The organism is Sphingomonas floccifaciens (assembly GCF_042681125.1).
GTDB classification, from domain to species: domain Bacteria; phylum Pseudomonadota; class Alphaproteobacteria; order Sphingomonadales; family Sphingomonadaceae; genus Sphingomonas; species Sphingomonas floccifaciens.
In genome coordinates, this window is sequence record NZ_JBHUFC010000006.1 from 410,189 (window position 1) to 429,697 (window position 19,509).

At 66.7% G+C, this 19,509-nt stretch carries 18 protein-coding genes; 10 read left to right on the top strand and 8 right to left on the bottom strand.

The genetic code is table 11. From position 1 onward, the window contains the following. The first annotated feature begins 48 nt into the window (after positions 1-48). The 4 genes from ACFSC3_RS15520 (at position 49) to ACFSC3_RS15535 (ending at position 4,595) form a co-directional block, all read left to right on the top strand. On the top strand, positions 49-489 hold the full coding sequence (locus tag ACFSC3_RS15520; RefSeq protein WP_380941334.1) for a MarR family winged helix-turn-helix transcriptional regulator: 441 nt from the start codon (positions 49-51) through the stop codon (positions 487-489). Continuing rightward, a complete protein-coding gene (locus tag ACFSC3_RS15525; RefSeq protein WP_380941335.1) occupies positions 482-1,543 on the top strand; it encodes an HlyD family secretion protein in 1,062 nt (353 codons plus the stop codon). Before ACFSC3_RS15520 ends, ACFSC3_RS15525 begins: the two co-directional genes overlap by 8 nt. A gap of 104 nt (positions 1,544-1,647) precedes the next feature. Then, positions 1,648-3,234, top strand: a complete 1,587-nt coding sequence (locus tag ACFSC3_RS15530; protein ID WP_380941336.1) for a DHA2 family efflux MFS transporter permease subunit — start codon at positions 1,648-1,650, stop codon at positions 3,232-3,234. Between the two features lie 173 nt (positions 3,235-3,407). Then, a complete protein-coding gene (locus tag ACFSC3_RS15535; RefSeq protein WP_380941337.1) occupies positions 3,408-4,595 on the top strand; it encodes an acetyl-CoA C-acyltransferase in 1,188 nt (395 codons plus the stop codon). Positions 4,596-4,881: 286 nt separating this feature from the next. Here ACFSC3_RS15535 and ACFSC3_RS15540 read toward each other — a convergent pair whose 3' ends face one another. The 3 genes from ACFSC3_RS15540 to ACFSC3_RS15550 all read right to left on the bottom strand — a co-directional run bounded on the left by ACFSC3_RS15540 (position 4,882) and on the right by ACFSC3_RS15550 (position 6,345). Further along, on the bottom strand, positions 4,882-5,214 hold the full coding sequence (locus ACFSC3_RS15540; protein ID WP_380941338.1) for a YnfA family protein: 333 nt from the start codon (positions 5,212-5,214) through the stop codon (positions 4,882-4,884). Positions 5,215-5,374: 160 nt separating this feature from the next. Further along, the gene (locus ACFSC3_RS15545; RefSeq protein WP_380941339.1) at positions 5,375-5,860 is read right to left on the bottom strand and encodes a GNAT family N-acetyltransferase; all 486 of its coding nucleotides are present in this window, start codon (positions 5,858-5,860) and stop codon (positions 5,375-5,377) included. Further along, on the bottom strand, positions 5,857-6,345 hold the full coding sequence (locus ACFSC3_RS15550) for an SH3 domain-containing protein (RefSeq protein ID WP_380941340.1): 489 nt from the start codon (positions 6,343-6,345) through the stop codon (positions 5,857-5,859). Before ACFSC3_RS15550 ends, ACFSC3_RS15545 begins: the two co-directional genes overlap by 4 nt. An 84-nt stretch (positions 6,346-6,429) precedes the next feature. Here ACFSC3_RS15550 and ACFSC3_RS15555 point away from each other — a divergent pair, with 84 nt between their 5' ends. Both ACFSC3_RS15555 and ACFSC3_RS15560 read left to right on the top strand, forming a co-directional pair. Further along, the gene (locus ACFSC3_RS15555; RefSeq protein ID WP_380941341.1) at positions 6,430-7,425 is read left to right on the top strand and encodes a 2-hydroxyacid dehydrogenase; all 996 of its coding nucleotides are present in this window, start codon (positions 6,430-6,432) and stop codon (positions 7,423-7,425) included. Between the two features lie 104 nt (positions 7,426-7,529). Then, positions 7,530-8,015, top strand: coding sequence for a PilZ domain-containing protein (locus tag ACFSC3_RS15560; protein WP_380941342.1), 486 nt, complete (start codon positions 7,530-7,532; stop codon positions 8,013-8,015). Between the two features lie 23 nt (positions 8,016-8,038). Here the strand turns inward: ACFSC3_RS15560 and ACFSC3_RS15565 are convergent, their stop codons facing one another. The 4 genes from ACFSC3_RS15565 to ACFSC3_RS15580 form a co-directional block, all read right to left on the bottom strand. Then, positions 8,039-9,442 (bottom strand): NAD(P)H-dependent flavin oxidoreductase, encoded by a 1,404-nt coding sequence (locus tag ACFSC3_RS15565; protein WP_380941343.1) that lies wholly within the window; start codon positions 9,440-9,442, stop codon positions 8,039-8,041. A gap of 61 nt (positions 9,443-9,503) precedes the next feature. Then, positions 9,504-10,640 (bottom strand): glycosyltransferase family 4 protein, encoded by a 1,137-nt coding sequence (locus tag ACFSC3_RS15570; RefSeq protein ID WP_380941344.1) that lies wholly within the window; start codon positions 10,638-10,640, stop codon positions 9,504-9,506. Positions 10,641-10,759: 119 nt separating this feature from the next. Further along, a complete protein-coding gene (locus tag ACFSC3_RS15575) occupies positions 10,760-12,685 on the bottom strand; it encodes a potassium transporter Kup (RefSeq protein WP_380941345.1) in 1,926 nt (641 codons plus the stop codon). Positions 12,686-12,821: 136 nt separating this feature from the next. Next, positions 12,822-13,292: an Lrp/AsnC family transcriptional regulator gene (locus ACFSC3_RS15580; protein WP_380941346.1), complete on the bottom strand. Its 471-nt coding sequence runs from the start codon at positions 13,290-13,292 to the stop codon at positions 12,822-12,824. Positions 13,293-13,418: 126 nt separating this feature from the next. Here ACFSC3_RS15580 and ald point away from each other — a divergent pair, with 126 nt between their 5' ends. Both ald and ACFSC3_RS15590 read left to right on the top strand, forming a co-directional pair. Beyond that, complete coding sequence (gene ald, locus ACFSC3_RS15585) at positions 13,419-14,525, top strand: alanine dehydrogenase (protein ID WP_380941347.1); 1,107 nt, start codon at positions 13,419-13,421, stop codon at positions 14,523-14,525. Positions 14,526-14,594: 69 nt separating this feature from the next. Next, the gene (locus ACFSC3_RS15590; protein ID WP_380941348.1) at positions 14,595-14,807 is read left to right on the top strand and encodes a DUF3072 domain-containing protein; all 213 of its coding nucleotides are present in this window, start codon (positions 14,595-14,597) and stop codon (positions 14,805-14,807) included. Between the two features lie 382 nt (positions 14,808-15,189). Here ACFSC3_RS15590 and tpiA read toward each other — a convergent pair whose 3' ends face one another. After that, positions 15,190-15,930: a triose-phosphate isomerase gene (gene tpiA / locus ACFSC3_RS15595; RefSeq protein ID WP_380941349.1), complete on the bottom strand. Its 741-nt coding sequence runs from the start codon at positions 15,928-15,930 to the stop codon at positions 15,190-15,192. 117 nt (positions 15,931-16,047) lie between these two features. On the opposite strand from tpiA, the gene ACFSC3_RS15600 reads away from it, so the two are divergent. Together ACFSC3_RS15600 and trpE are read left to right on the top strand one after the other, a co-directional pair. Next, positions 16,048-17,997, top strand: a complete 1,950-nt coding sequence (locus tag ACFSC3_RS15600; protein ID WP_380941350.1) for a peptidylprolyl isomerase — start codon at positions 16,048-16,050, stop codon at positions 17,995-17,997. Beyond that, positions 17,997-19,487, top strand: a complete 1,491-nt coding sequence (gene trpE, locus ACFSC3_RS15605) for an anthranilate synthase component I (RefSeq protein WP_380941351.1) — start codon at positions 17,997-17,999, stop codon at positions 19,485-19,487. Before ACFSC3_RS15600 ends, trpE begins: the two co-directional genes overlap by 1 nt. Positions 19,488-19,509: the final 22 nt, after the last annotated feature.

A 19,509-nucleotide genomic window follows, 5' to 3' on the forward strand; every position in this document is an offset into this window, starting at 1 on the left:
ACACAATCATCACTGGCTTTATATAAGCATGCTTATTATATGCGCGCTATGTCCGACAGTTTAGGCTTCCTCATCAGCGATGTCTCGCGCCTGATGCGCCGCCGCTTCGATGAGCGCGCGCGCCTCGTCGGTGCGACCCGCGCACAGTGGAAAACGCTCGTCACCCTCTCGCGCAACGAAGGCATCAATCAGGGCGGCCTTGCCGACCTGCTGGAGGTCGAACCGATCACCCTGTGCCGCATGGTCGACCGCCTGGAGGAGTCCGGCCTGGTCGAGCGTCGACGTGACCCGGCCGACCGCCGGGCGTGGCAGATCTTTCTGACCGATGCCGCCAAACCCGTACTCGAACAGTTGCGATCGCACGCCGACGACATGTTCGATGCGGCCTTCGACGGCCTCGACGACACCGATCGCACCCGATTGACCGCGGCGCTGGAGCGCGTCCGCACCAACCTAACCGATATGCCGAAGGACGCCGCGCATGGCTGACGCAGATCCCAAGATCCCGACCGACACGGCCATCGCGGTCGACGCGCCCGACAAGCCCAGGCGCCGGTGGCTGCGCACGATCCTGATGTTCGGCGTGCCGCTGATCGTGATCGCGGTCGCAGGCTATTTCTACGCGACTTCGGGCCGCTACGTCTCGACCGACAACGCCTATGTCGGCCAGGACAAGGTTTCGGTCGCTTCGGACGTCGCCGGGCGCATCGTGTCGGTCGACGCGCGCGAGAACCAGCATGTGAAGGCGGGCGACCTCCTCTTCCGCATCGACCCTCAGCCCTACCGCATCGCGGTCGAGCAGGCGGATGCGCAGATCGCCGGCGCACAGGTCAACGTCCAGACGTTGCAGGCAAGCTATGTCGGGACCGGCGCCGACATTCAGGCGGCGAAGGACCGGATCGCCGCTGCGCAGGAGGATTATACCCGACAGGATTCGCTGATGCAGCGCGGCTTCACCACCCGGGCGCGGTTCGAACAGGCGCAGCACGCGCTCGAACAGGCGCGAGCATCCTACCAGTCGGCCGTCGCCGACGCGAACGAAGCACGCGCGAAGCTCGCCTCGGGTGCCGCCGTACCGGGTCAGAACCCGCAGGTCGCGTCGGCCCGCGTCGCGCGGGAAAAGGCGCTGCTCGACCTGTCGCGCACCGCCGTCCGCGCGCCGGTCGCGGGACAGGTCAGCCAGGCCGACCGCTTGCAGATCGGCCAGATGATGGTGACCGGCCTGCCCGCGGTCACGATCGTCGCGGATGCCCGGTCGTGGGTCGACGCGAACTTCAAGGAAACCGACCTCGCCCATATGCGCGTCGGCCAGCCGGCGGAGGTCACCTTCGACGCCTATCCGGGCGTCAAGCTGCGCGGCCATGTCGCCTCGATCGGCGCAGGCACGGGCAGCGAATTCTCGGTGCTGCCCGCGCAGAACGCCAACGGCAACTGGGTGAAGGTGACGCAGCGCGTGCCGGTGCGGATCGCGATCGACGAGAAGAGCCCGCGTCAGCTGATTGCGGGGCTGAGCGCCGACGTGCGCGTGGACGTACGGAAGTGAGCCCCTTCCGTCATCCCGGCGAAAGCCGGGATCCAGAGTCGCGGGAACTGTCGCCCGTGGCTCTGGATGCCGGATCAAGTCCGGCATGACGGCGGAATAGACGCATGGCCACCACCGCCCCCACCTCGCCCACACGCCCGGCCCCGCCCGCCCCCGGCACGGCAGCCCTCCATACCAGCAATCGCGGCCTGCTGACGCTGGGCGTCATGCTGGCGACGATCATGCAGATCCTCGATTCGACGATCGCCAACGTCGCGCTGCCGCACATGCAGCCCGCACTCGGCGCGACCGCGGATACCGTCACCTGGGTGCTGACCAGCTATATCGTCGCCTCGGCCATCGCGATCCCGATCACCGGCTGGCTGTCCGACCGCGTCGGCAGCCGCAACCTGTTCCTCTGGTCGGTCGTCGGCTTCGTCATCTCCTCGGCGCTTTGCGGCATGGCGCAGAATCTGGAGGAAATGGTCGCCTTCCGCATCCTCCAGGGCATCAGCGCGGCGTTCATGAACCCGCTCAGCCAGACGGTCATGCTCGACATCAATCCCCCCGAACGCCAGGGCAAGGCGATGGCGGTGTGGGGCATGGGCATCATGGTCGGGCCGATCCTGGGGCCGGTCATCGGCGGCTGGCTGACCGAAAGCTACAACTGGCGCTGGGTTTTCTACGTCAACCTGCCGCTCGGCGTGTTCTGTTTCGCGGTGCTGTGGTGGCTGCTGCCGTCGCGCCCGATCAAGGTGCGACCGTTCGACACGCTCGGCTTCAGCCTGCTCGCGATCGGCATCGCGTCGCTCCAGCTGATGCTCGACCGCGGCCAGACCGAGGACTGGTTCTCGTCCGGCGAAGTCGTGATCGAGGCGCTGGTCGCGTTCATCGCGCTGTGGATGTTCGTCGTCCACCTGGCGACCGGCAAGCGCCCGATGTTCGACCGCGACCTGTTCAAGAACCGCAATCTCGTCACCGGCCTCGCCTTCATGCTGGTCGTGGGCGTCGTGATGATGGCGACGATGGCGCTGCTGCCGCCGATGCTCCAGCGCATCTACGGCTATCCGGTGATCGACACCGGCCTGCTGCTGATGCCACGCGGGTTCGGCATCGTATTCAGCATGTTCGTCGCCGCCCAGCTGACCCAGCGCGGCTTCGATCCGCGCATCCTGGTCGGCGTGGGCTTCGCGGTCGCGGCGGGCTCGCTCTACGAGATGACGACATGGACGATCGAGATGGGGTCGCAGGCCTTCGTCGTCTCAGGGTTGGTCCAGGGTCTCGGCCTCGGCATGGTCTTCATGCCGCTCAACCAGATGGCCTTCGCGACGCTGCCGCCGCACTATCGGACCGAAGGGTCGTCACTGATGAACCTGATGCGCAACATCGGCGCCTCGGTCGGCATCTCGGCGGTGACCGCCCTGCTCGCGCGCAATATACAGACCGCACACGCCGACATCGCGTCCCATGTCACCGGCGACACGATGGCGAGCGTCGACCTGTCGAGCCTGCAACGCTTCGGCATGGCCGCCGACGCCGCGCTGTCGATGATCGATGCCGAAGTGAACCGCCAGGCCGCGATGATCGCCTATCTCGACGATTTCTACGCGATGGCGATCGTCACCGCCCTGTCGGTGCCGCTGATCATCTTCCTGAAGAAGCCGCCGAAACCGGTGCCGGGTGAAAAGGCGGCGCCTGTCGACCTGCATTGAGCGGCAGACTATAGGCTCCATAAATCCGTTCGCCCTGAGCTTGCCGAAGGGCCGTTCTTCGATCCGCAAGTGAAGTCCTTGCAGCCCGAACTACGGTGCTTCGACACGCTCAGCATGAACGGTAAGACGTTAGGGCGCGAAGCCCATCGCCCGTACATATCGAGAGGATGCCCATGACCACCGACCCCGTCGTCATCGCCAGCTATGCCCGCACGCCGATGGGCAGCTTCCAGGGCTGCCTGACCGGTGCCACCGCCACCGAACTCGGCGCGACCGCGGTCGGCGCGGCGGTCGAGCGGGCCGGCCTGAAGGGCGACGCGATCGAGCGCATCTACATGGGTTGCGTCCTGCCCGCCGGGCTCGGCCAGGCACCGGCGCGCCAGGCTGCGCTGAAGGCGGGCCTGCCCGACCAGATCGAAGCGACGACCGTCAACAAGATGTGCGGCAGCGGGATGCAGGCCGCGATCATGGCCGCCGATGCGCTCGCCGCTGGCTCCGCCGACATCATCGTCGCCGGCGGCATGGAAAGCATGACCAACGCGCCCTATCTGTCGATGCGCCACCGCAGCGGCGCGCGCATCGGTCACGATGTGATGAAGGATCATATGTACCTCGACGGCCTCGAGGATGCGTATGAGCCCGGCCGGCTGATGGGCAGTTTCGCAGAGGAAACGGCGCGCGACTATCAGTTCACGCGGCAGGCGATGGACGACTTCGCAATCGCGTCGCTCCACCGTGCGCAAAAGGCCCAGACGTCGGGCGCGTTCGACCGCGAGATCGTGCCCGTCGAGATTTCCGGTCGCAAGGGGCCGACGACGATCATGCTCGACGAACAGCCGGCCAAGGGCGACGTCGCCAAGATCCCGACGCTCAAGCCCGCCTTTTCGAAGGACGGCACGATCACCGCCGCCAACGCCTCGTCGATCAGCGACGGCGCCGCCGCGCTGGTGATGACGCGCGCCAGCGTCGCCGAGCGGCTCGGCCTCACCCCCCTCGCCCGTGTCGCCGGCCACGCCGGCCACGCACACAAGCCCGCGCTGTTCACCACCGCCCCCGTCTTCGCGATGAACAAGGCGCTGGAACGCGCGGGCTGGGAGATCGGCGACGTCGACCTGTTCGAAGTCAACGAAGCCTTCGCCGTCGTCGCGATGATCGCGATGCACGATCTTGGCATCGCCCACGACGTGCTCAATATCCACGGCGGCGCCTGCGCACTCGGCCACCCGATCGGCGCCAGCGGCGCGCGGGTGCTGGCGACCTTGCTGTCGGCGCTGGAGACGACGGGGCAGAAGCGCGGGCTGGCATCGCTGTGCATCGGCGGCGGCGAGGCGACGGCGATGGCGGTGGAATTGATGGACTGAGTCGAAACATCGTTCGTGCCGAGCTTGTCGAAGCACCGGTTCGAGATGCTGTCGCGTCACGGACCAAAGCGTTTCGACCGGCTCGGCACGCAGGCATCACTCCGTATCCGCTGCTCGTCACCTGTGCCGTTGCAATGATGGAATAGATTTGCTTGTCAGGGTCGACGCGACGTTCGTGGCTCTTTGACCTTGGCGATCCTGATCGCCTCACACCCGTAGCGCTCCAGTCGATGTTTCGAGAAATCGTCTGTCATCTGTGAAGCGGCGAAATACCAAAGCCTTCTTTTTATCCGACGTTGGCGGCGCGAGGTCCGAAGTAGATGATCATCGCGCCCGCTAGACAAAGCGTAGCCCCAAGAACGTCCCAACGATCAGGCTTCGTGCCTTCGATGGCCCATAGCCAGATAACTGCCGACGCAATGTAGACGCCGCCATAAGCCGCATAAGAACGGCCTGCGTAATCCGACTGCGGAAGCGTGAGCAGGTAGGCGAAAAGACAAAGCGAGGCCACGCCTGGCGCTATCCACCACGGCGACCGATCCAGCCTGAGCCAAGCCCAAAAGGCGAAGCACCCGGCAATCTCCGCTAGAGCGGCTCCTACAAAAGCTAGAGCTGTCATGGTGTAATGCTAGCCCGTGCGGGTTGGAATGTCCGCTGTCGAGCGGAAGCGAGCGCGGTTGTGGTGAGGATGCACCGGTCTGGTTTGATGTCAAAGGTGACATAGGCGACAAAAGTGACAAAGGCTGACGAATTGACAGCGTTACCGTAAACTTTGGACCTCACCCGAGAGCACGAGCCGAGACGTCGCGTGACAAACTCAGCGCGTAGCACCGGTTGAAGTCGGTCAGCACATAATCGCCAAACGCTCCGGTCGGCACAAACCCCGCCGCCTCGTACATCACCCGCGCCGGCGCGAAGGCGTCGTTAGTCCCCGTCTCCAGCAACAGCCGCGTCATCCCCGCCGCGCGCGCCTCCGCGATCAGATGCGCCAGCATTGCCTTGCCGACGCCGCGGCGTTCGCAGCCCGGCGCGGTGCGCATCGATTTCAGCTCCGCATCACCCCCGCCCAGCGCCTTCCATGCGCCTATCCCAAGCAGCATGTCGCCGTCCCAGGCACTCCACACACGGATTTCGGGCACGCGCAGGCCTGACAGGTCGAGCGCGAAGACGCTGCCCGGCGGCGAATTGCGGTGTGCTTCTCGGACATGGTGTTCCAGCAGCGCGACGACCGCGGGATGGTCGAGGTCGGCGCGTGCGAACCTCACTCCACCTCTTCGCCGGGATCGACCCCCCACAGGTGGATCGCCTCGACGAAGCCGCCCCGCCCCTTCACGTCGAAGAAGCACCAGCCCGCCCCGCATTTGCTGATCTTGCCGATGACGCCCGGCTGGGCGCGATACTGCATCCGGCCCGACGCGCTCGGTCGGTCGCGCAGCATGACGATGGTATCGGTGACGATGGCGTGGCGCGCATCGGTCAGCAGATTGCCCTGAATCCACCCTTGCGTCCCGCCGGGGTCCTCGACCTTGCGCCATTCCTTGAAGATGTCGACGACCTTCACCGGCAGGCCGGACCGCTGGTACAGCCAGCTGACCGGATAGTTGCGGCCCGGCCCGGTCCGCATTCGCGCCTGCCCGGCCGAGATGGCGGCGTAATAGGGCGTCTTGCGCTTCTGCGCCTCGACCGGCGCGTGCGGCACCGCCAGTGCGACCGTCGCCAGTGCCGCCAGTCCCGAAATCATGCGCATCATCAACCTCCAGCCGCGGCTGTACCGCGCGCGGGGACACGCGTTCAACCGTTGACTGACGCCGTTCGCGAGGCCAATCGAAGATGCATGGCCGACCCGCGTCCCGCCCGCCCCCGCGTGATCGTCACCCGCGATCTGCCGCACGCGGTGCTCGACCGTCTGACCGCGCTGTTCGATGCCGAACTTAACCCGACCGACGCGCCGATGGACCGCGCGACACTTGCCGCGGCAATGGCCGATTGCGACGTGCTGGTGCCGGCCGTCACCGACACGATCGACGCCGACCTGATCGCAGCCGCCGGCCCGCGGCTGAAGCTGATCGCCAATTATGGCGCCGGCGTGAACCATATCGACCTGAAGGCGGCCCGCGCCCGTCGCATCATCGTCACCAATACGCCCGGCGTCCTGACCGAAGATACCGCCGACATGACGATGGCACTGATCCTGTCGGTGCCGCGGCGTCTGGCGGAGGGCGAAAAGCTGGTCCGCTCCGGCGCGTGGAGCGGCTGGTCGCCCGGCGGGATGCTGGGCCACCGGATCGGCGGCAAGGCGCTGGCGATCGTCGGCATGGGCCGTATCGGCCAAGCCGTCGCCCGCCGCGCTCGCGCCTTCGGCCTGTCGATCCACTATCACAACCGCCACCGCCTGCCGAAGGTCGTAGAGGCGGAGCTACAGGCGCAATGGCATCCGAACCTCGACGAGATGTTGGCGCTGGCCGACATCGTCACCCTGCACACGCCGCGAAACGCCGACAGCGAAAACCTGATCGACGCCCGCCGCATCGCGCTGATGAAGGACAGTGCCTTCCTCATCAACACCAGCCGCGGCGGCATCCTGGACGAGGATGCGCTGGTCGACGCGCTGGAGGGCGGGCGACTGGCCGGCGCAGGGCTGGACGTCTGGAAGCACGAACCGGCCATCGACCCGCGCCTGCTCGCGCTGCCCGGCGTCGTCATGCTGCCGCACATGGGCTCCGCCACGTACGAGGGGCGCCTGGCGATGGGCGAGCGGGTCGTCGCCAACATCCAGGCCTGGTCGGACGGCCATCGCCCGCCGGATCAGGTGCTCGAAGGATGGTTGTAAAGCTACCGTAAAACTACGCGGTCGGGTCAAGGTTATGGTAACCCGACATCCGCTAAGTAAGCTGCCTAGCCGCGAACCAGATTGTCGGCGGGGACCAGTCACACGTGAAGGCGCGCGAACCAAGACAGACGATTTCCGTCACCGCGCGGATCAAGACGGCCGATGGCTGGCAGGACGTGGCCATCCGCAACGTGTCGGCGCACGGCATGCGCATTTCGCTGGCGATGCCGCCCAAGCGCGGCGCCTATATCGAGGTGCGGCGTGCCAGCCAGGTCATCGTCGCCCGCACCATGTGGGTACAGGGTAACGACTGCGGGCTGCGTACGCAGGACGTCGTCGACATCCCCGCACTGGTCAATCCCAACGCTGCCAAGGCCGAATCGGTCATCGCCGCCGCGAATGACGAGCGCCGCCGCCGTCCCCGCATCGATGAAAGCACCGAAACCGTCCGCCGCGGCACGCAGCGGTTCATGTCGGTCGTCTTCGGCCTCGCCATCGTCTCCGCGGCAGGCGCCGTCGCCATGATCGTCAGCGACGCCCTGCAAAGCCCCTTCGCGGCCGTGCGGACCGCCCTGGGCGGCCCGCGCTAACAAGTCGATCAGTCGCCGGTCGATCAGTCGCCGGTCAGGATACGGTCGACCAGCTGCTTCACCGTCGGCACGAACCCGTTCGAATAGAACGGGTCTTTCTTGAAATTATAGGCCCCGTGCCCGGCGAACATCAGGTTCTGGTCGGTCGGGCCGCCATGCGCGATGTCCTGTAGCGTCTTCTGGATGCAGAACGACCGCGGATCGGCCAGGCGACCGGTCGAATTGGTCTCGGTATCGGCCCAGGACGAGAAGGAACACTGGCTGAGGCAGCCCATGCAGTCCGCCTGATCCTTGCGGATGACGCTCTTTTCCTCTGGCGTCACGAAGACGAGCGTGTTGTCCGGCGTCTTCAGCGCGTCGGTGTAGCCCAGGCCATACCACTCGCGCGCGCGCATCAGGTCGCCCAGCGTCACCCAGAAATTCTTGCCCTTCACGCCCACATCTAGCTGGTGGGTGTGATCGCCCGCTTCCTGCTGCGAAAAGGCGATCTGGCGTTCGGAGCGCGCCTCGAGGTGGCGCAGGAACGGGTTGCGCACCGCAGACGAATAGAAGCCGGTCGGGGAGAAGCGATGGAGCAGGACGTCACCCGGCTCGATCTCCATCAGCTTGGTCTTCCACTCCTGCGGGATCGGGCTTTCCTGCGTCAGCAGCGGCCGCGTGCCGAACTGGAATGCGATCGTGCCGAGCTCGGGATTGTCGATCCAGTCGTTCCAGTCGCGCAGGTACCAGACGCCGCCCGCCATCACGATCGGCACGCTGTCACTGATGCCGCCCTCGCGCATCACGTCGCGCAATTCCTTGACGCGCGGATAGGGGTCCTGCGGCTTCAGCGGGTCTTCGGCGTTCGACAGGCCGTTGTGACCACCGGCGAGCCATGGGTCTTCATAGACCACCGCGGCCAACCAGTCCGACGCCTTGGAATAGGCGCGCTTCCACAGCGCGCGGAAGGCGCGGCCGGAGCTGACGATCGGCAGATAGGTGACGCCGTAGGATGCGGCGATCTCGCTCAGCTTGTACGGCATACCCGCGCCACAGGTGACGCCCGCGACCAGTCCGCGGGTGCGCTCCAGCACGCCGTGCAGGATGCGCTGGGCGCCGCCCATTTCCCACAGCACGTTGATGTTGATCGCGCCCTTGCCGCCGGCGATGTCCCAGGCGCGCTTCACCTGCTGGACGGCGCCTTCGATGGCGTATTCGACCAGTTCCTCGTGCCGCTCGCGCCGGGTCAGCGCGTGATAGACCTGCGGGATGATCTTGCCGTCGGGATCGTAGCTGTCGGCATTGACCGCCGACACGGTGCCGATGCCGCCCGCCGCCGCCCAGGCGCCGGCCGACATATGGTTCGTCGCAGCGACGCCCTTTCCGCCTTCGACCAGTGGCCACACTTCGCGACCGCCATAGTTAATCGGCGTCAAGCCCTTGAACACATCGCCTCCACGTCAATTTCGGCCCGCCCCTACGCTCTAAGCACGAAAATGGCGAGAATAATCAACCGAGCGCACCGGGTCGGCCGGCGGTATCGGCATAGAGTTTGGCATAGGCCGCGATCATCGCGCTTTCGTCGAACATCGCCCGGGCGCGTGCGCGGTTGGCCTGGCCGACTCGGGCGCGTTCGTCCGCTCGGCCCTGCAGCATCTGGATACGATCGCGCAGCACGACCTCGCGCCGGTCGGGGGCGAGGTAATGGTGGTTCTCCGGGGCCACCATCTCCGCGACGTCGCCCACCGGCGGCGCGACGACGGGCAGCCCGGCGGCCATCGCCTCCATCACACCGGTCGGCTGCTGCTCCGATCGGGAGGAGAGCGCGAAGACGTCGAACAGGCCTATGTAGCGGTGCGGGTCTGGCAGGCTGCCGGGCATGACGAGTTGGTCGCCCAGGAACATCGCGTCGGCCGCATCCTGGATCGCCTGACGCTCCGGTCCCTCGCCGACGATCACCAGTCTGGCCTTACCCGGCAAGCCACCGAAGGCGCGGACCAGGGCCGGCAAATCCTTCACGTCGCGCAGATCCGCGATCGTGCCGACGACGAAATCGCCCGACCGCTTCGTCAAGCCGGGGATCGCCTTGGGATCGGGCTTGCCGGCAAAGCGCGCGGTGGCGATGCCGTTGGAGATACGGTGGACCTTCGCGCGCGGCTGTTTCCAGATGTCGAGCGCGATATGATCGAGCTGCGCACTCGGCACGACCAACCCGCTGGCCGCGCCGAGCGCGAAGCGGCGATAATAGTTGCGCATCCGGTTGAGGCGCAGCGCCTCGTCCGCGTCGAACCCGTCCTCGTGGTGGATCAACGGCGGCATGCCCTTGGCGAACGCGCGCCGCGCCATCACTCCGTCGATCGCGCCCCAGTTATAGGTCAGCACGAGGTCGAAGCGTGCCATGTATTTCGCGATCGCCTCGAACCGGGCGACGGACGGGCTGCCGGTCAGCGGCGGCGGATTCTGCGCGATCTCATATCTTATGCCCGTCGCGATCGCCTCGTCGGCGCCGAGCCGGTCGGGAGCTGCGGAGACGATAGTGTGCCGGGCACGGTCGCCGAACGCGTTCATCATCCGGACGGCACGCGCCGTCTTTCCGCCAAGCGAGAAGCTGTCGTGGAGGTGAAGGATGTTGAGGGGCTGGACCATTCCCGCCACCTACTCCGTTCGGGCTGAGCTTGTCGAAGCCCTGCCCTTCTTTTTCACGAACGGCGTCCGCGGCGCGAGGAAGGGCAGCACTTCGACAGGCTCAGTGCGAACGGTCCGTGTCAAATCTCCACCTGGCTCCCCAGCTCCACCACCCGGTTCGTCGGAAGCCGGAAGAACTCCATCGCGCTTTCCGCATTGCGCAGCATCCACGCGAACAGATGCTCGCGCCACAGCGCCATGCCGGGCTTTTCGGAGGGCAGCAGCGTCTGGCGGGCGAGGAAGAAGCTGGTGTCCATCATCTTGAATTCGCCGCCGCAGGTCTTGGTCACCAGCTTCAGCGCGACCGGCACGTCGGGTTCCTGCATGAAGCCGAATTTCAGCACCACGCGGTGGAAGCCCTGGCCCAGATCGTCCTGCATCACCCTTTTGTGCTCGGGCACGAACGGGACGTCGGCGATCTTGACCGTCAACAGGATGACGCGCTGGTGGATGACCTTGTTGTGCTTCAGATTGTGAAGCAATGCGTGCGGCACGCCGTCCGCGGCGGACGTCATGAAGACCGCCGTCCCCGGCACGCGCGTCGCCGAGCTGGCGGCCGATTGGATGAAGATCTTCACCGGCATCGCCGCCTCGGCCAGCCGCTCGATCATCAGCTGGCGGCCGCGCGCCCAGGTCGTCAGCAGGATGAAGATCAGGATGCCGACCAGCAGCGGGAACCAGCCGCCATCGGGCACCTTCGTCAGGTTCGATGCGAAATAGAGCCCGTCGATCATCAGGAATACGCCGATGAACGCCGCGACCACCCACAGGGGCCAGTTCCACACCCGGCGGAACAGCACGCCCATCATGCAGGTGGTGATGAACATCGTGCCCGTTACCGCGATGCCATAGGCGGCGGCCAGGTTCGACGATTCCTTGAAGCCCAGGATCAGCAGCAGCACCATCGCCAGCAGCGCCCAGTTGATGACCGGGATGTAGATCTGTCCGGCTTCCGACGCGCTGGTGTGATCGATGCGGATGCGCGGCATCAGCCCCAGCTGCACCGCCTGCTGAACAACCGAATAGGCGCCGGTGATGACCGCCTGGCTGGCGATGACGGTCGCCATCGTCGACAGGATGACCAGCGGCAGGCGGAAGTCTTCGCTCGCCATGAAGAAGAACGGGTTGTCCGCCGCCGCCGGGTTGTCGAGCAGCAGCGCGCCCTGTCCCAGATAATTGAGCATCAGTGCCGGCAGCACCGGGACAGCCCAGGCGAACTGGATCGGACGGCGGCCGAAATGGCCCATGTCGGCATAGAGCGCCTCCGCCCCCGTCACGCACAAGACGACCGATCCGAGCGCGAGGAAGGCGAGTGTTCCGTCGTTCATCGCGAAGCGCAGCGCCCAGATCGGGTTCAGCGCCATCAGCACGTCGGGGCGGTTGACGATATTCAGCACGCCGAGCCCGGCCAGCGTGATGAAGTAGATCAGCATGATTGGCCCGAAGACCTTGCCGACGCGCGCGGTGCCGATCGATTGCAGGTAGAACAGCGCGACGATGATCCCGATCGAGATCGGCAGCACCCAGCTGTCGAACCCCGCCTGGACGGTCGACAGCCCCTCGACCGCCGACAGCACCGAGATGGCGGGCGTGATCATGCAGTCGCCGAAGAACAATGCGGTCGCCAGCACGCCCAGAATGACGAGGCTCGGCCCCCAACGCTTGCCGTGGCCGCTCTGCCGCTGGATCAGCGCGAGCAGCGCCAGCGATCCGCCCTCGCCATTGTTGTCGGCGCGCAGGATCAGCAGGACGTATTTCAGCGTCACGATCAGCATCAGCGACCAGAACATCAGGCTGACGACGCCGAAGATGTGAAGCTGGTCGACGGTCAGCGGATGGTGGCCGACGAACACTTCCTTCATCGCGTACAGCGGACTGGTGCCGATGTCGCCATAGACGACGCCGATCGCCCCCAACGCGAGCTTGGCCAATCCCTGCTTGGCATGGGAGTGGCCATCGGCTTCGCTGTCGGTGGGTGTGGTTTCTGACGGGAGCGAGTCGCTCACCGTGCGGACTTTCCTGCCGGGGTTCCGGCGCAATCGGTCATCATCACGACCAGGGTGCCTTCCATTGGCATAGCTGGCGGCGCCTAGCACCACCGCGACGGGCTCGCAACGGGTCTGAACGTACGTTCATCTTCGCTCAACTCCCGAAAATCGCATCCGCCTCGCCGCGCGTCGGAACTTCGCGCAGGACGAAGCTGCTACTGATCGTCAGCACCCCCGGCAACCGTCCCAGATGCTCGCGGTGAAGACGTTCATAGTCATCGAGGTCGCGGCAGACGATCGTCAGGCGATAATCCTGATTCCCCGACACCAGCGCACAGGCGACCACGCCGGGGATGACGCCGACCTCCGCCTCGAACCGTGCGAGATCCTCTTCGACCTGGGTCGACAGCGTGATGTCGACCAGCGCGCGGACCTTGAAACCAAGCTCACGCCGCCCGAGTCGCGCGCCATATCCCTGAATACGTCCGGACGCCTCCAACGCCTGCATCCGCCGCGTACAGGCGGATTGCGATAGGCCGACGCGCGTGGCGATCTGGCTGACCGACAGGCGCGCGTCCCCGGCGAGCAAGCGGAGGATGGAGGCATCAATGCGATCAATCTGCATGGATGCGCCACATAAAGGCGAACCAGACGTTAATCCATGCAAGATCGGCGCGCTTATGCGCCAAATTTGCACGGATTCACGGTCGCCATTTTGCTATAGTCGCAAGAGATACGAAGGAGAGTGACGATGCGCGTCGGCGTGCCCAAGGAAATTAAGAATCACGAATATCGCGTCGGCCTGACGCCGCCGTCGGTCGCCGAACTGGTCGCGGCGGGTCACGAGGTGATCGTCGAGACGAATGCCGGCGCCGGGATCGACTTCGCCGATCAGGACTATGTCGACGTCGGGGCGCGCATCGTCGGTACGCCGGCGGCCGTGTTCGCGCAGAGCGACATGATCGTGAAGGTGAAGGAGCCGCAGCCGAGCGAGATCGCGCTGCTGGAGCCACGCCACCTGCTCTTCACCTATCTCCACCTCGCCGCCGACAAGCCGCAGGCCGAAGGGCTGATGAAGTCGGGCGCGACCTGCATCGCCTATGAGACGGTGACCTCCCCGCGCGGCGGCCTGCCGCTGCTCAAGCCGATGTCGGAAGTCGCCGGCCGCATGTCGGTCCAGGTCGGCGCGCATTATCTCGAAAAGGAACAGGGCGGCCGCGGCGTGCTGCTCGGCGGCGTACCGGGCGTGGCCCCGGCCAAGGTCGCGATCCTCGGCGGTGGCGTTTCCGGCGTGAATGCCGCGCAGATGGCGGTCGGCATGCGCGCCGATGTCACCATCTACGACATCAACAACGATCGTCTGGCCGAGCTGGACATGTTCTTCAGCTCGCAGATCAAGACCGCTTATGCATCGAAGGCGGCGATCGCCGCGGCGGTGAAGAACGCGCATCTCGTCATCGGCGCAGTCCTCGTGCCCGGCGCCGCCGCGCCGAAGCTCGTCACCGCCGACATGGTCAAGACGATGAAGCGCGGTGCGGTGCTGGTCGACATCGCGATCGACCAGGGCGGCTGTTTCGAGACGAGCCATGCGACGACGCACCAGGACCCGGTGTACGAGGTCGATGGCGTGATCCACTATTGCGTCGCCAACATGCCTGGCGCCGTCGCCCGCACCTCGGCCTTCGCGCTGAACAACGCGACGCTGCCGTTCGCGCTCAAGCTTGCCAACCTGGGCGCGGAAGCGGCGATGAAGGCCGATCCCCACCTTGCCGCCGGCCTGAACGTCTACAAGGGCAAGATCGCGTACAAGGCGGTCGCCGACGACCTCGACCTCGCCTATGAGGCGTGGAACGGATAATCGCGCGTCCGCGCGAGGGGAACGGATAAGGAACGGCGACGTTGGTCATGGCGAAAGGAATTTCCTGCCATGACCGACAACCCGAAAGACCACCCCACCGGCAACGCCGAGAAGAACCCCGACGACTGGACCACCGGCGACGAGCCGATGACCGGCGCGCAGGCCAGCTATCTGAAGACACTGTCGGAAGAAGCCGGCGCCGAATTCGACGACACGCTGACGAAGGCGGATGCGTCGAAGCGGATCGATGCCTTACAGGCGGAGACCGGGCGGGGGGCGTGACGAGCGGCTAGCGAAGCGAAACTCGCCCGCCTCCTTTGTCATGCCGGACTTGATCCGGCATCCAGAGCCAAAACGGACGCCGCTCGCGGCCCTGGATGCCGGATCAAGTTCGGCATGACGATGCGTGTATCGGGGCTGAGAGCCCCTATCGTCACGCAATGCCTTGCCTCTCGGCCGCCCCACATTTCGTCGCCCCCGCGCAGGCGGGGGTCCATCTCCCCTGTTCTGCCCAGGAGAAAACACGGGAGATGGGTCCCCGCCTTCGCGGGGACGACAGGTGAAATATCGCCCTGTCCAGAAACAAGCTATGCCATCAGTCGCCGTTAAGCGCCGCCGGCCGTAAGCACCGCTCGGGTATTCGCGATCAGCTTTCGCTGATTTCTTACGCGGCGCCCTCGATAATCGGCACGAATTTAGCCGCCGTCAGGCTCGCGCCGCCGACCAGTGCCCCATCGACATTCTCCACTGCTAGGATCGACGCGGCATTGTCCCCCGTCACCGACCCGCCGTACAAAATCCGTACGCCGTCCGCCTTGTCGCCGATCATGTGCCGCATCTTTGCCCGTGCGATTGCGTGGATCGCGGCGATTTCGTCCAGAGTCGGCGTGCGCCCCGTCCCGATCGCCCAGCGCGGTTCGTAGGCGAGCGTCAGCCAAGACCCATCCGCATCGTCCGGCAACGACTTCTCGACCTGCGCCTGGACCACGCGCTCGGCGCGGCCGGCGTCGCGTTCGGCCTCGGTTTCGCCGCAGCACAGAATGACGTTCAGTCCCTGACGATGCGCCGCCGCCGCCTTAGCCCAAGCGTCGTGGCTGGTCTCACCCTGGTCGCCGCGCCGTTCGCTGTGCCCGACGATGACGAAGCGGGCGCCGGCCTCCTTGACCTGGGCGGCCGAAACGCAGCCGGTGTGCGCACCCTTGTCATGCTCGTGCACGTCCTGCGCACCGATCATCAGGCCGGGCACGCGCTCCGCCGCCCGCTCGATCAGCGTGAAGGGCACCGCCATCGCCACATCGACCGCCGGGTTCGCCGCCGCCGCTGCCGCGATCGCGTCCAGTTCGGCCAGCGCCGCGCGATCGCCGTTCATCTTCCAATTGCCTGCCACCAGCTTGCGCCGCGTCATGTCATTCCCCTCATTATCGTTGCCGCCTGCGATAGCGCCCCATCCTCGCGGCACAAGCTTGATGGCTGCGCACGCTGTCCCTAAAGCGGCCCGTCACATCTTTTCGAACGGCCCCACATGCTCAGTTTCTTTCGCCGCATCATCAAGTCCAAGCTGGGGATTCCGATCACGCTCGGCATCCTCGCGGTGATCGCGCTCGCGTTTGCGGCCGGCGACATCAACAACGTGCGGAACAGCGGCGGCAATGCGGGCGCGGCGATCACGGTGGGCAAGGTGGCGGTGGGCGAGCAGGATCTGCGCCAGCGCATTCGCACGGCCTATGACAACATCCGCCAGCAGAACCCGCAGCTCGACATGGCCAGTTTCATCGCGCAGGGCGGGTTCGAGACGATCGTCGATCGCACGATCAACGCCCTGGCCCTCCAGCAGTTCGCCGACACCATCGGCATGGCCGCGAGCAAGCGTGCGGTGGACGGCGAGATCGCCAGCATCCCTGCGTTCCAGGGCTTCGACGGCAAGTTCAGCCAGACCGCCTACGACAATCTGCTCAAGCAGCAGGGCCTGACCGACAAGGGGCTGCGCGAGGACATCGCCAGCTCGATGCTGTCGCGTCAGATGCTCGCGCCGACCGCGGGCGCCAGCCAGATCCCGTCGCAGCTCGCCCTGCCCTATGCCTCGCTGCTGCTGGAGCGCCGCCAGGGCACGGTCGCCTATATCCCGGTTGCCGCGCTCGGCGCCGGTGCCGCGCCGACCGATGCGGAGCTGCAGGCCTATTACACCCGCCAGCGCGCCCGTTACACCATCCCCGAGCGTCGCGTGGTCCGCTATGCGATCGTCAAGGCCGCCGACGTGATGGCGAATGCGAAGCCGACCCCGGCCGAGATCGCTCAGGCTTATAACCAGAACCGCGCCCGCTTCGCCGCCAGCGAGAAGCGCGCGCTGACGCAGGTCATCGTCGCCGATCAGGCCGCGGCCAATGCGCTCGCCGCCAAGGTGAAGGGCGACCAGTCGATCGCAGCCGCCGCCCGCGCGGCCGGGCTGGAGCCCAACACGGTCGCCGCCGGCGACAAGGCCGCGATCACCGGCCAGACCAGCGCCGCGATCGCCAACGCGGTGTTCGCTGCGTCCCAGGGCGCCGTCGTCGGCCCGTTGCGCTCGCCGCTCGGCTGGCACGTCGTCCGCGTCGATTCCGTGCAGCCGATCGCGGGCAAGTCGCTCGCGGAGGCGACGCCGGAACTGACCGCGGAACTCAGCAAGGTGAAGGGTCAGGAGGCGCTGGCCGCCGTCCATGACAAGCTCGACGACGCGATTTCCGGCAACGGGACGTTCGACGAGGTCGTAGCCGATGGCAAGCTGACCGCACAGGCAACGCGGCCCCTGACCGCCGCCGGCATCGATCCGACCGCCCCGGCGGCTCAGCCCGATCCGGTGATGGCACGCCTCGCGCAGGCAGCCTTCGCGGCCGAACCCGGCGATTCGCCGCAGCTGGTCCAGACGGACGCGGACGGCAGCTTCGGCATCGTCGGCATCGGCGCGGTACAGGCGGCCGCCCCGCCCCCGCTCGCGCAGATTCGCGACCAGGTTGCGCGCGATCTGGTGATCGACCGCAACCTGCGCGCCGCCCGTGCGCTCGCCAGTGCCGCGGTCGCGAAGATCAACGGCGGCACCCCGCTGTCGGCCGCGCTGGCCGGAACGGGCGTCAAGCTGCCTCCGTCGCAGACGCTGAACGCCACTCGCGCCGAACTGGCGCGTCAGGGTGGGCAGCTGCCGCCGCCGGTCGCGCTGATGTTCTCGATGGCGGCGAAGCGCGCGAAGATGCTGGAGGCGCCGAACCGCGGCGGCTATTTCATCGTCTATCTCGACGCGATCCAGCCGGGCAACGCCACGGGCAATGCGCAGCTGATCGCCTCGACCCGGCAGGGGCTCGGCAGCGTCAGCGGGCGCGAGTTGAGCGAGCAGTTCGCGACCGCCGTGCGCAAGGTCGTCGACGTCAAGCGTAACGATGCGGTGCTGTCGCGCCTGCGCGGCGACCTCGCCGGCAACGTCGCGCCGTCGCCCGCGAACTGATGGAGACGCAGGGGCTGGACGCCGCCCGCGTCGCGCTGGCGGCCGGGCGCCCTGCGCTGCTGTGGCGGCGGCAGGTGGCGGATACCGAGACGCCGGTCGCCGCTGCACTCAAGCTGATCCAACCCGGCCGTGGCGACTTCCTGCTCGAATCGGTCGAGGGCGGATCGGTGCGCGGGCGGTACAGCCTGATCGGCCTCGCCCCGGACCTGATCTTCCGAGCGCGCGGCAACGACGCCGAGGTCAACGACCGCTGGCTGAGCGATCGCGACGCCTTCACGCCCCGCGGCAAGCCGACGCTCGACGCCCTGCGCGATCTGGTCGCCGCGTGCCGGATGGACGTGCCCGACGACCTGCCGCGGGCGATGCCGTGCCTGGTCGGCTACTTCGGCTATGAGACGATCGGCCTGGTCGAACGCCTGCCGCGCGCCGCACCCAGCCCGCTCGACCTGCCGGACATGATCTTCGTCCGGCCGACCGTCCTGCTGGTGTTCGACCGGCTGGCCGACACTTTGTTCCTTGTCGCGCCCATTTGGCCGGGTGGATCGATCGAGGCGGCGGACGAGCGGCTCGACGCCACCGCCGCGCGTCTTGCCAGCGCCCCCCTGCCCCCGCCCGTCCGCGCCGAACATGTCGCGATCGAACCGACGCCGGCGCTCGCGCCCGGCCGCTACGGCGAAATGGTCGCGGCGGCGAAGGACTATATCGTCGCGGGCGACATCTTTCAGGTCGTGCTGGCGCAGCGCTTCTCGACGCCCTTCACGCTGCCGCCGATCGAACTCTATCGCTCGCTGCGCCGCGTGAACCCGTCGCCCTTCCTCTATCACCTCGATCTGCCCGGCTTCGCGCTGACGGGGTCGAGTCCGGAAATCCTGGTCCGCGTGCGCGACGGCGAGGTCACCATCCGCCCGATCGCCGGCACCCGCCCCCGCGGCAAGACCACGGCGGAGGACGAAGCCAACCGCGTCTCGCTGCTCGCCGACCCGAAGGAACGCGCCGAGCATCTGATGCTGCTCGACCTCGGCCGCAACGACGTCGGCCGCGTCGCGCAGGCAGGGACCGTCAAGGTCACCGACAGCTACGGCATCGAATTCTACAGCCATGTCATGCACATCGTGTCCAACGTCGTCGGCCGCGTGCGCGACGATGCCGATGCGCTGGAGGCGCTGTTCGCCGGCTTCCCCGCCGGAACCGTCAGCGGCGCGCCGAAGGTCCGCGCCTGCCAGATCATCGCCGAGCTGGAGCCCGAGGCGCGCGCAGCCTATGCCGGTGGTGTCGGCTATTTCTCGCCGGACGGGTCGATGGACAGCTGCATCGTGCTGCGCACCGCAGTGGTGAAGGACGGAATGATGCACGTCCAGGCGGGCGCCGGCATCGTCGCCGACAGCGTGCCCGAATATGAGCAGCGCGAGTGCGAGGCGAAGGCCGGCGCGCTCATCGCCGCGGCACGCGAAGCGGTGGCGCGGGCGGGCGAGGCCGGGTTCGGGCAGTAGAGCCTCCGCCCCTTACCCCTAT

What these genes read in the sequence shown, in the direction of transcription:
- ACFSC3_RS15600 (WP_380941350.1), top strand. Translation starts at nt 16,048, where the DNA reads ATGCTCAGTTTCTTTCGCCGCATCATCAAGTCCAAGCTGGGGATTCCG.
- ACFSC3_RS15530 (WP_380941336.1), top strand. Translation starts at nt 1,648, where the DNA reads ATGGCCACCACCGCCCCCACCTCGCCCACACGCCCGGCCCCGCCCGCC.
- ACFSC3_RS15590 (WP_380941348.1), top strand. Translation starts at nt 14,595, where the DNA reads ATGACCGACAACCCGAAAGACCACCCCACCGGCAACGCCGAGAAGAAC.
- ald (WP_380941347.1), top strand. Translation starts at nt 13,419, where the DNA reads ATGCGCGTCGGCGTGCCCAAGGAAATTAAGAATCACGAATATCGCGTC.
- trpE (WP_380941351.1), top strand. Translation starts at nt 17,997, where the DNA reads ATGGAGACGCAGGGGCTGGACGCCGCCCGCGTCGCGCTGGCGGCCGGG.
- ACFSC3_RS15540 (WP_380941338.1), bottom strand. Translation starts at nt 5,214, where the DNA reads ATGACAGCTCTAGCTTTTGTAGGAGCCGCTCTAGCGGAGATTGCCGGG.
- ACFSC3_RS15520 (WP_380941334.1), top strand. Translation starts at nt 49, where the DNA reads ATGTCCGACAGTTTAGGCTTCCTCATCAGCGATGTCTCGCGCCTGATG.
- tpiA (WP_380941349.1), bottom strand. Translation starts at nt 15,930, where the DNA reads ATGACGCGGCGCAAGCTGGTGGCAGGCAATTGGAAGATGAACGGCGAT.
- ACFSC3_RS15525 (WP_380941335.1), top strand. Translation starts at nt 482, where the DNA reads ATGGCTGACGCAGATCCCAAGATCCCGACCGACACGGCCATCGCGGTC.
- ACFSC3_RS15535 (WP_380941337.1), top strand. Translation starts at nt 3,408, where the DNA reads ATGACCACCGACCCCGTCGTCATCGCCAGCTATGCCCGCACGCCGATG.
- ACFSC3_RS15550 (WP_380941340.1), bottom strand. Translation starts at nt 6,345, where the DNA reads ATGATGCGCATGATTTCGGGACTGGCGGCACTGGCGACGGTCGCACTG.
- ACFSC3_RS15555 (WP_380941341.1), top strand. Translation starts at nt 6,430, where the DNA reads ATGGCCGACCCGCGTCCCGCCCGCCCCCGCGTGATCGTCACCCGCGAT.
- ACFSC3_RS15580 (WP_380941346.1), bottom strand. Translation starts at nt 13,292, where the DNA reads ATGCAGATTGATCGCATTGATGCCTCCATCCTCCGCTTGCTCGCCGGG.
- ACFSC3_RS15570 (WP_380941344.1), bottom strand. Translation starts at nt 10,640, where the DNA reads ATGGTCCAGCCCCTCAACATCCTTCACCTCCACGACAGCTTCTCGCTT.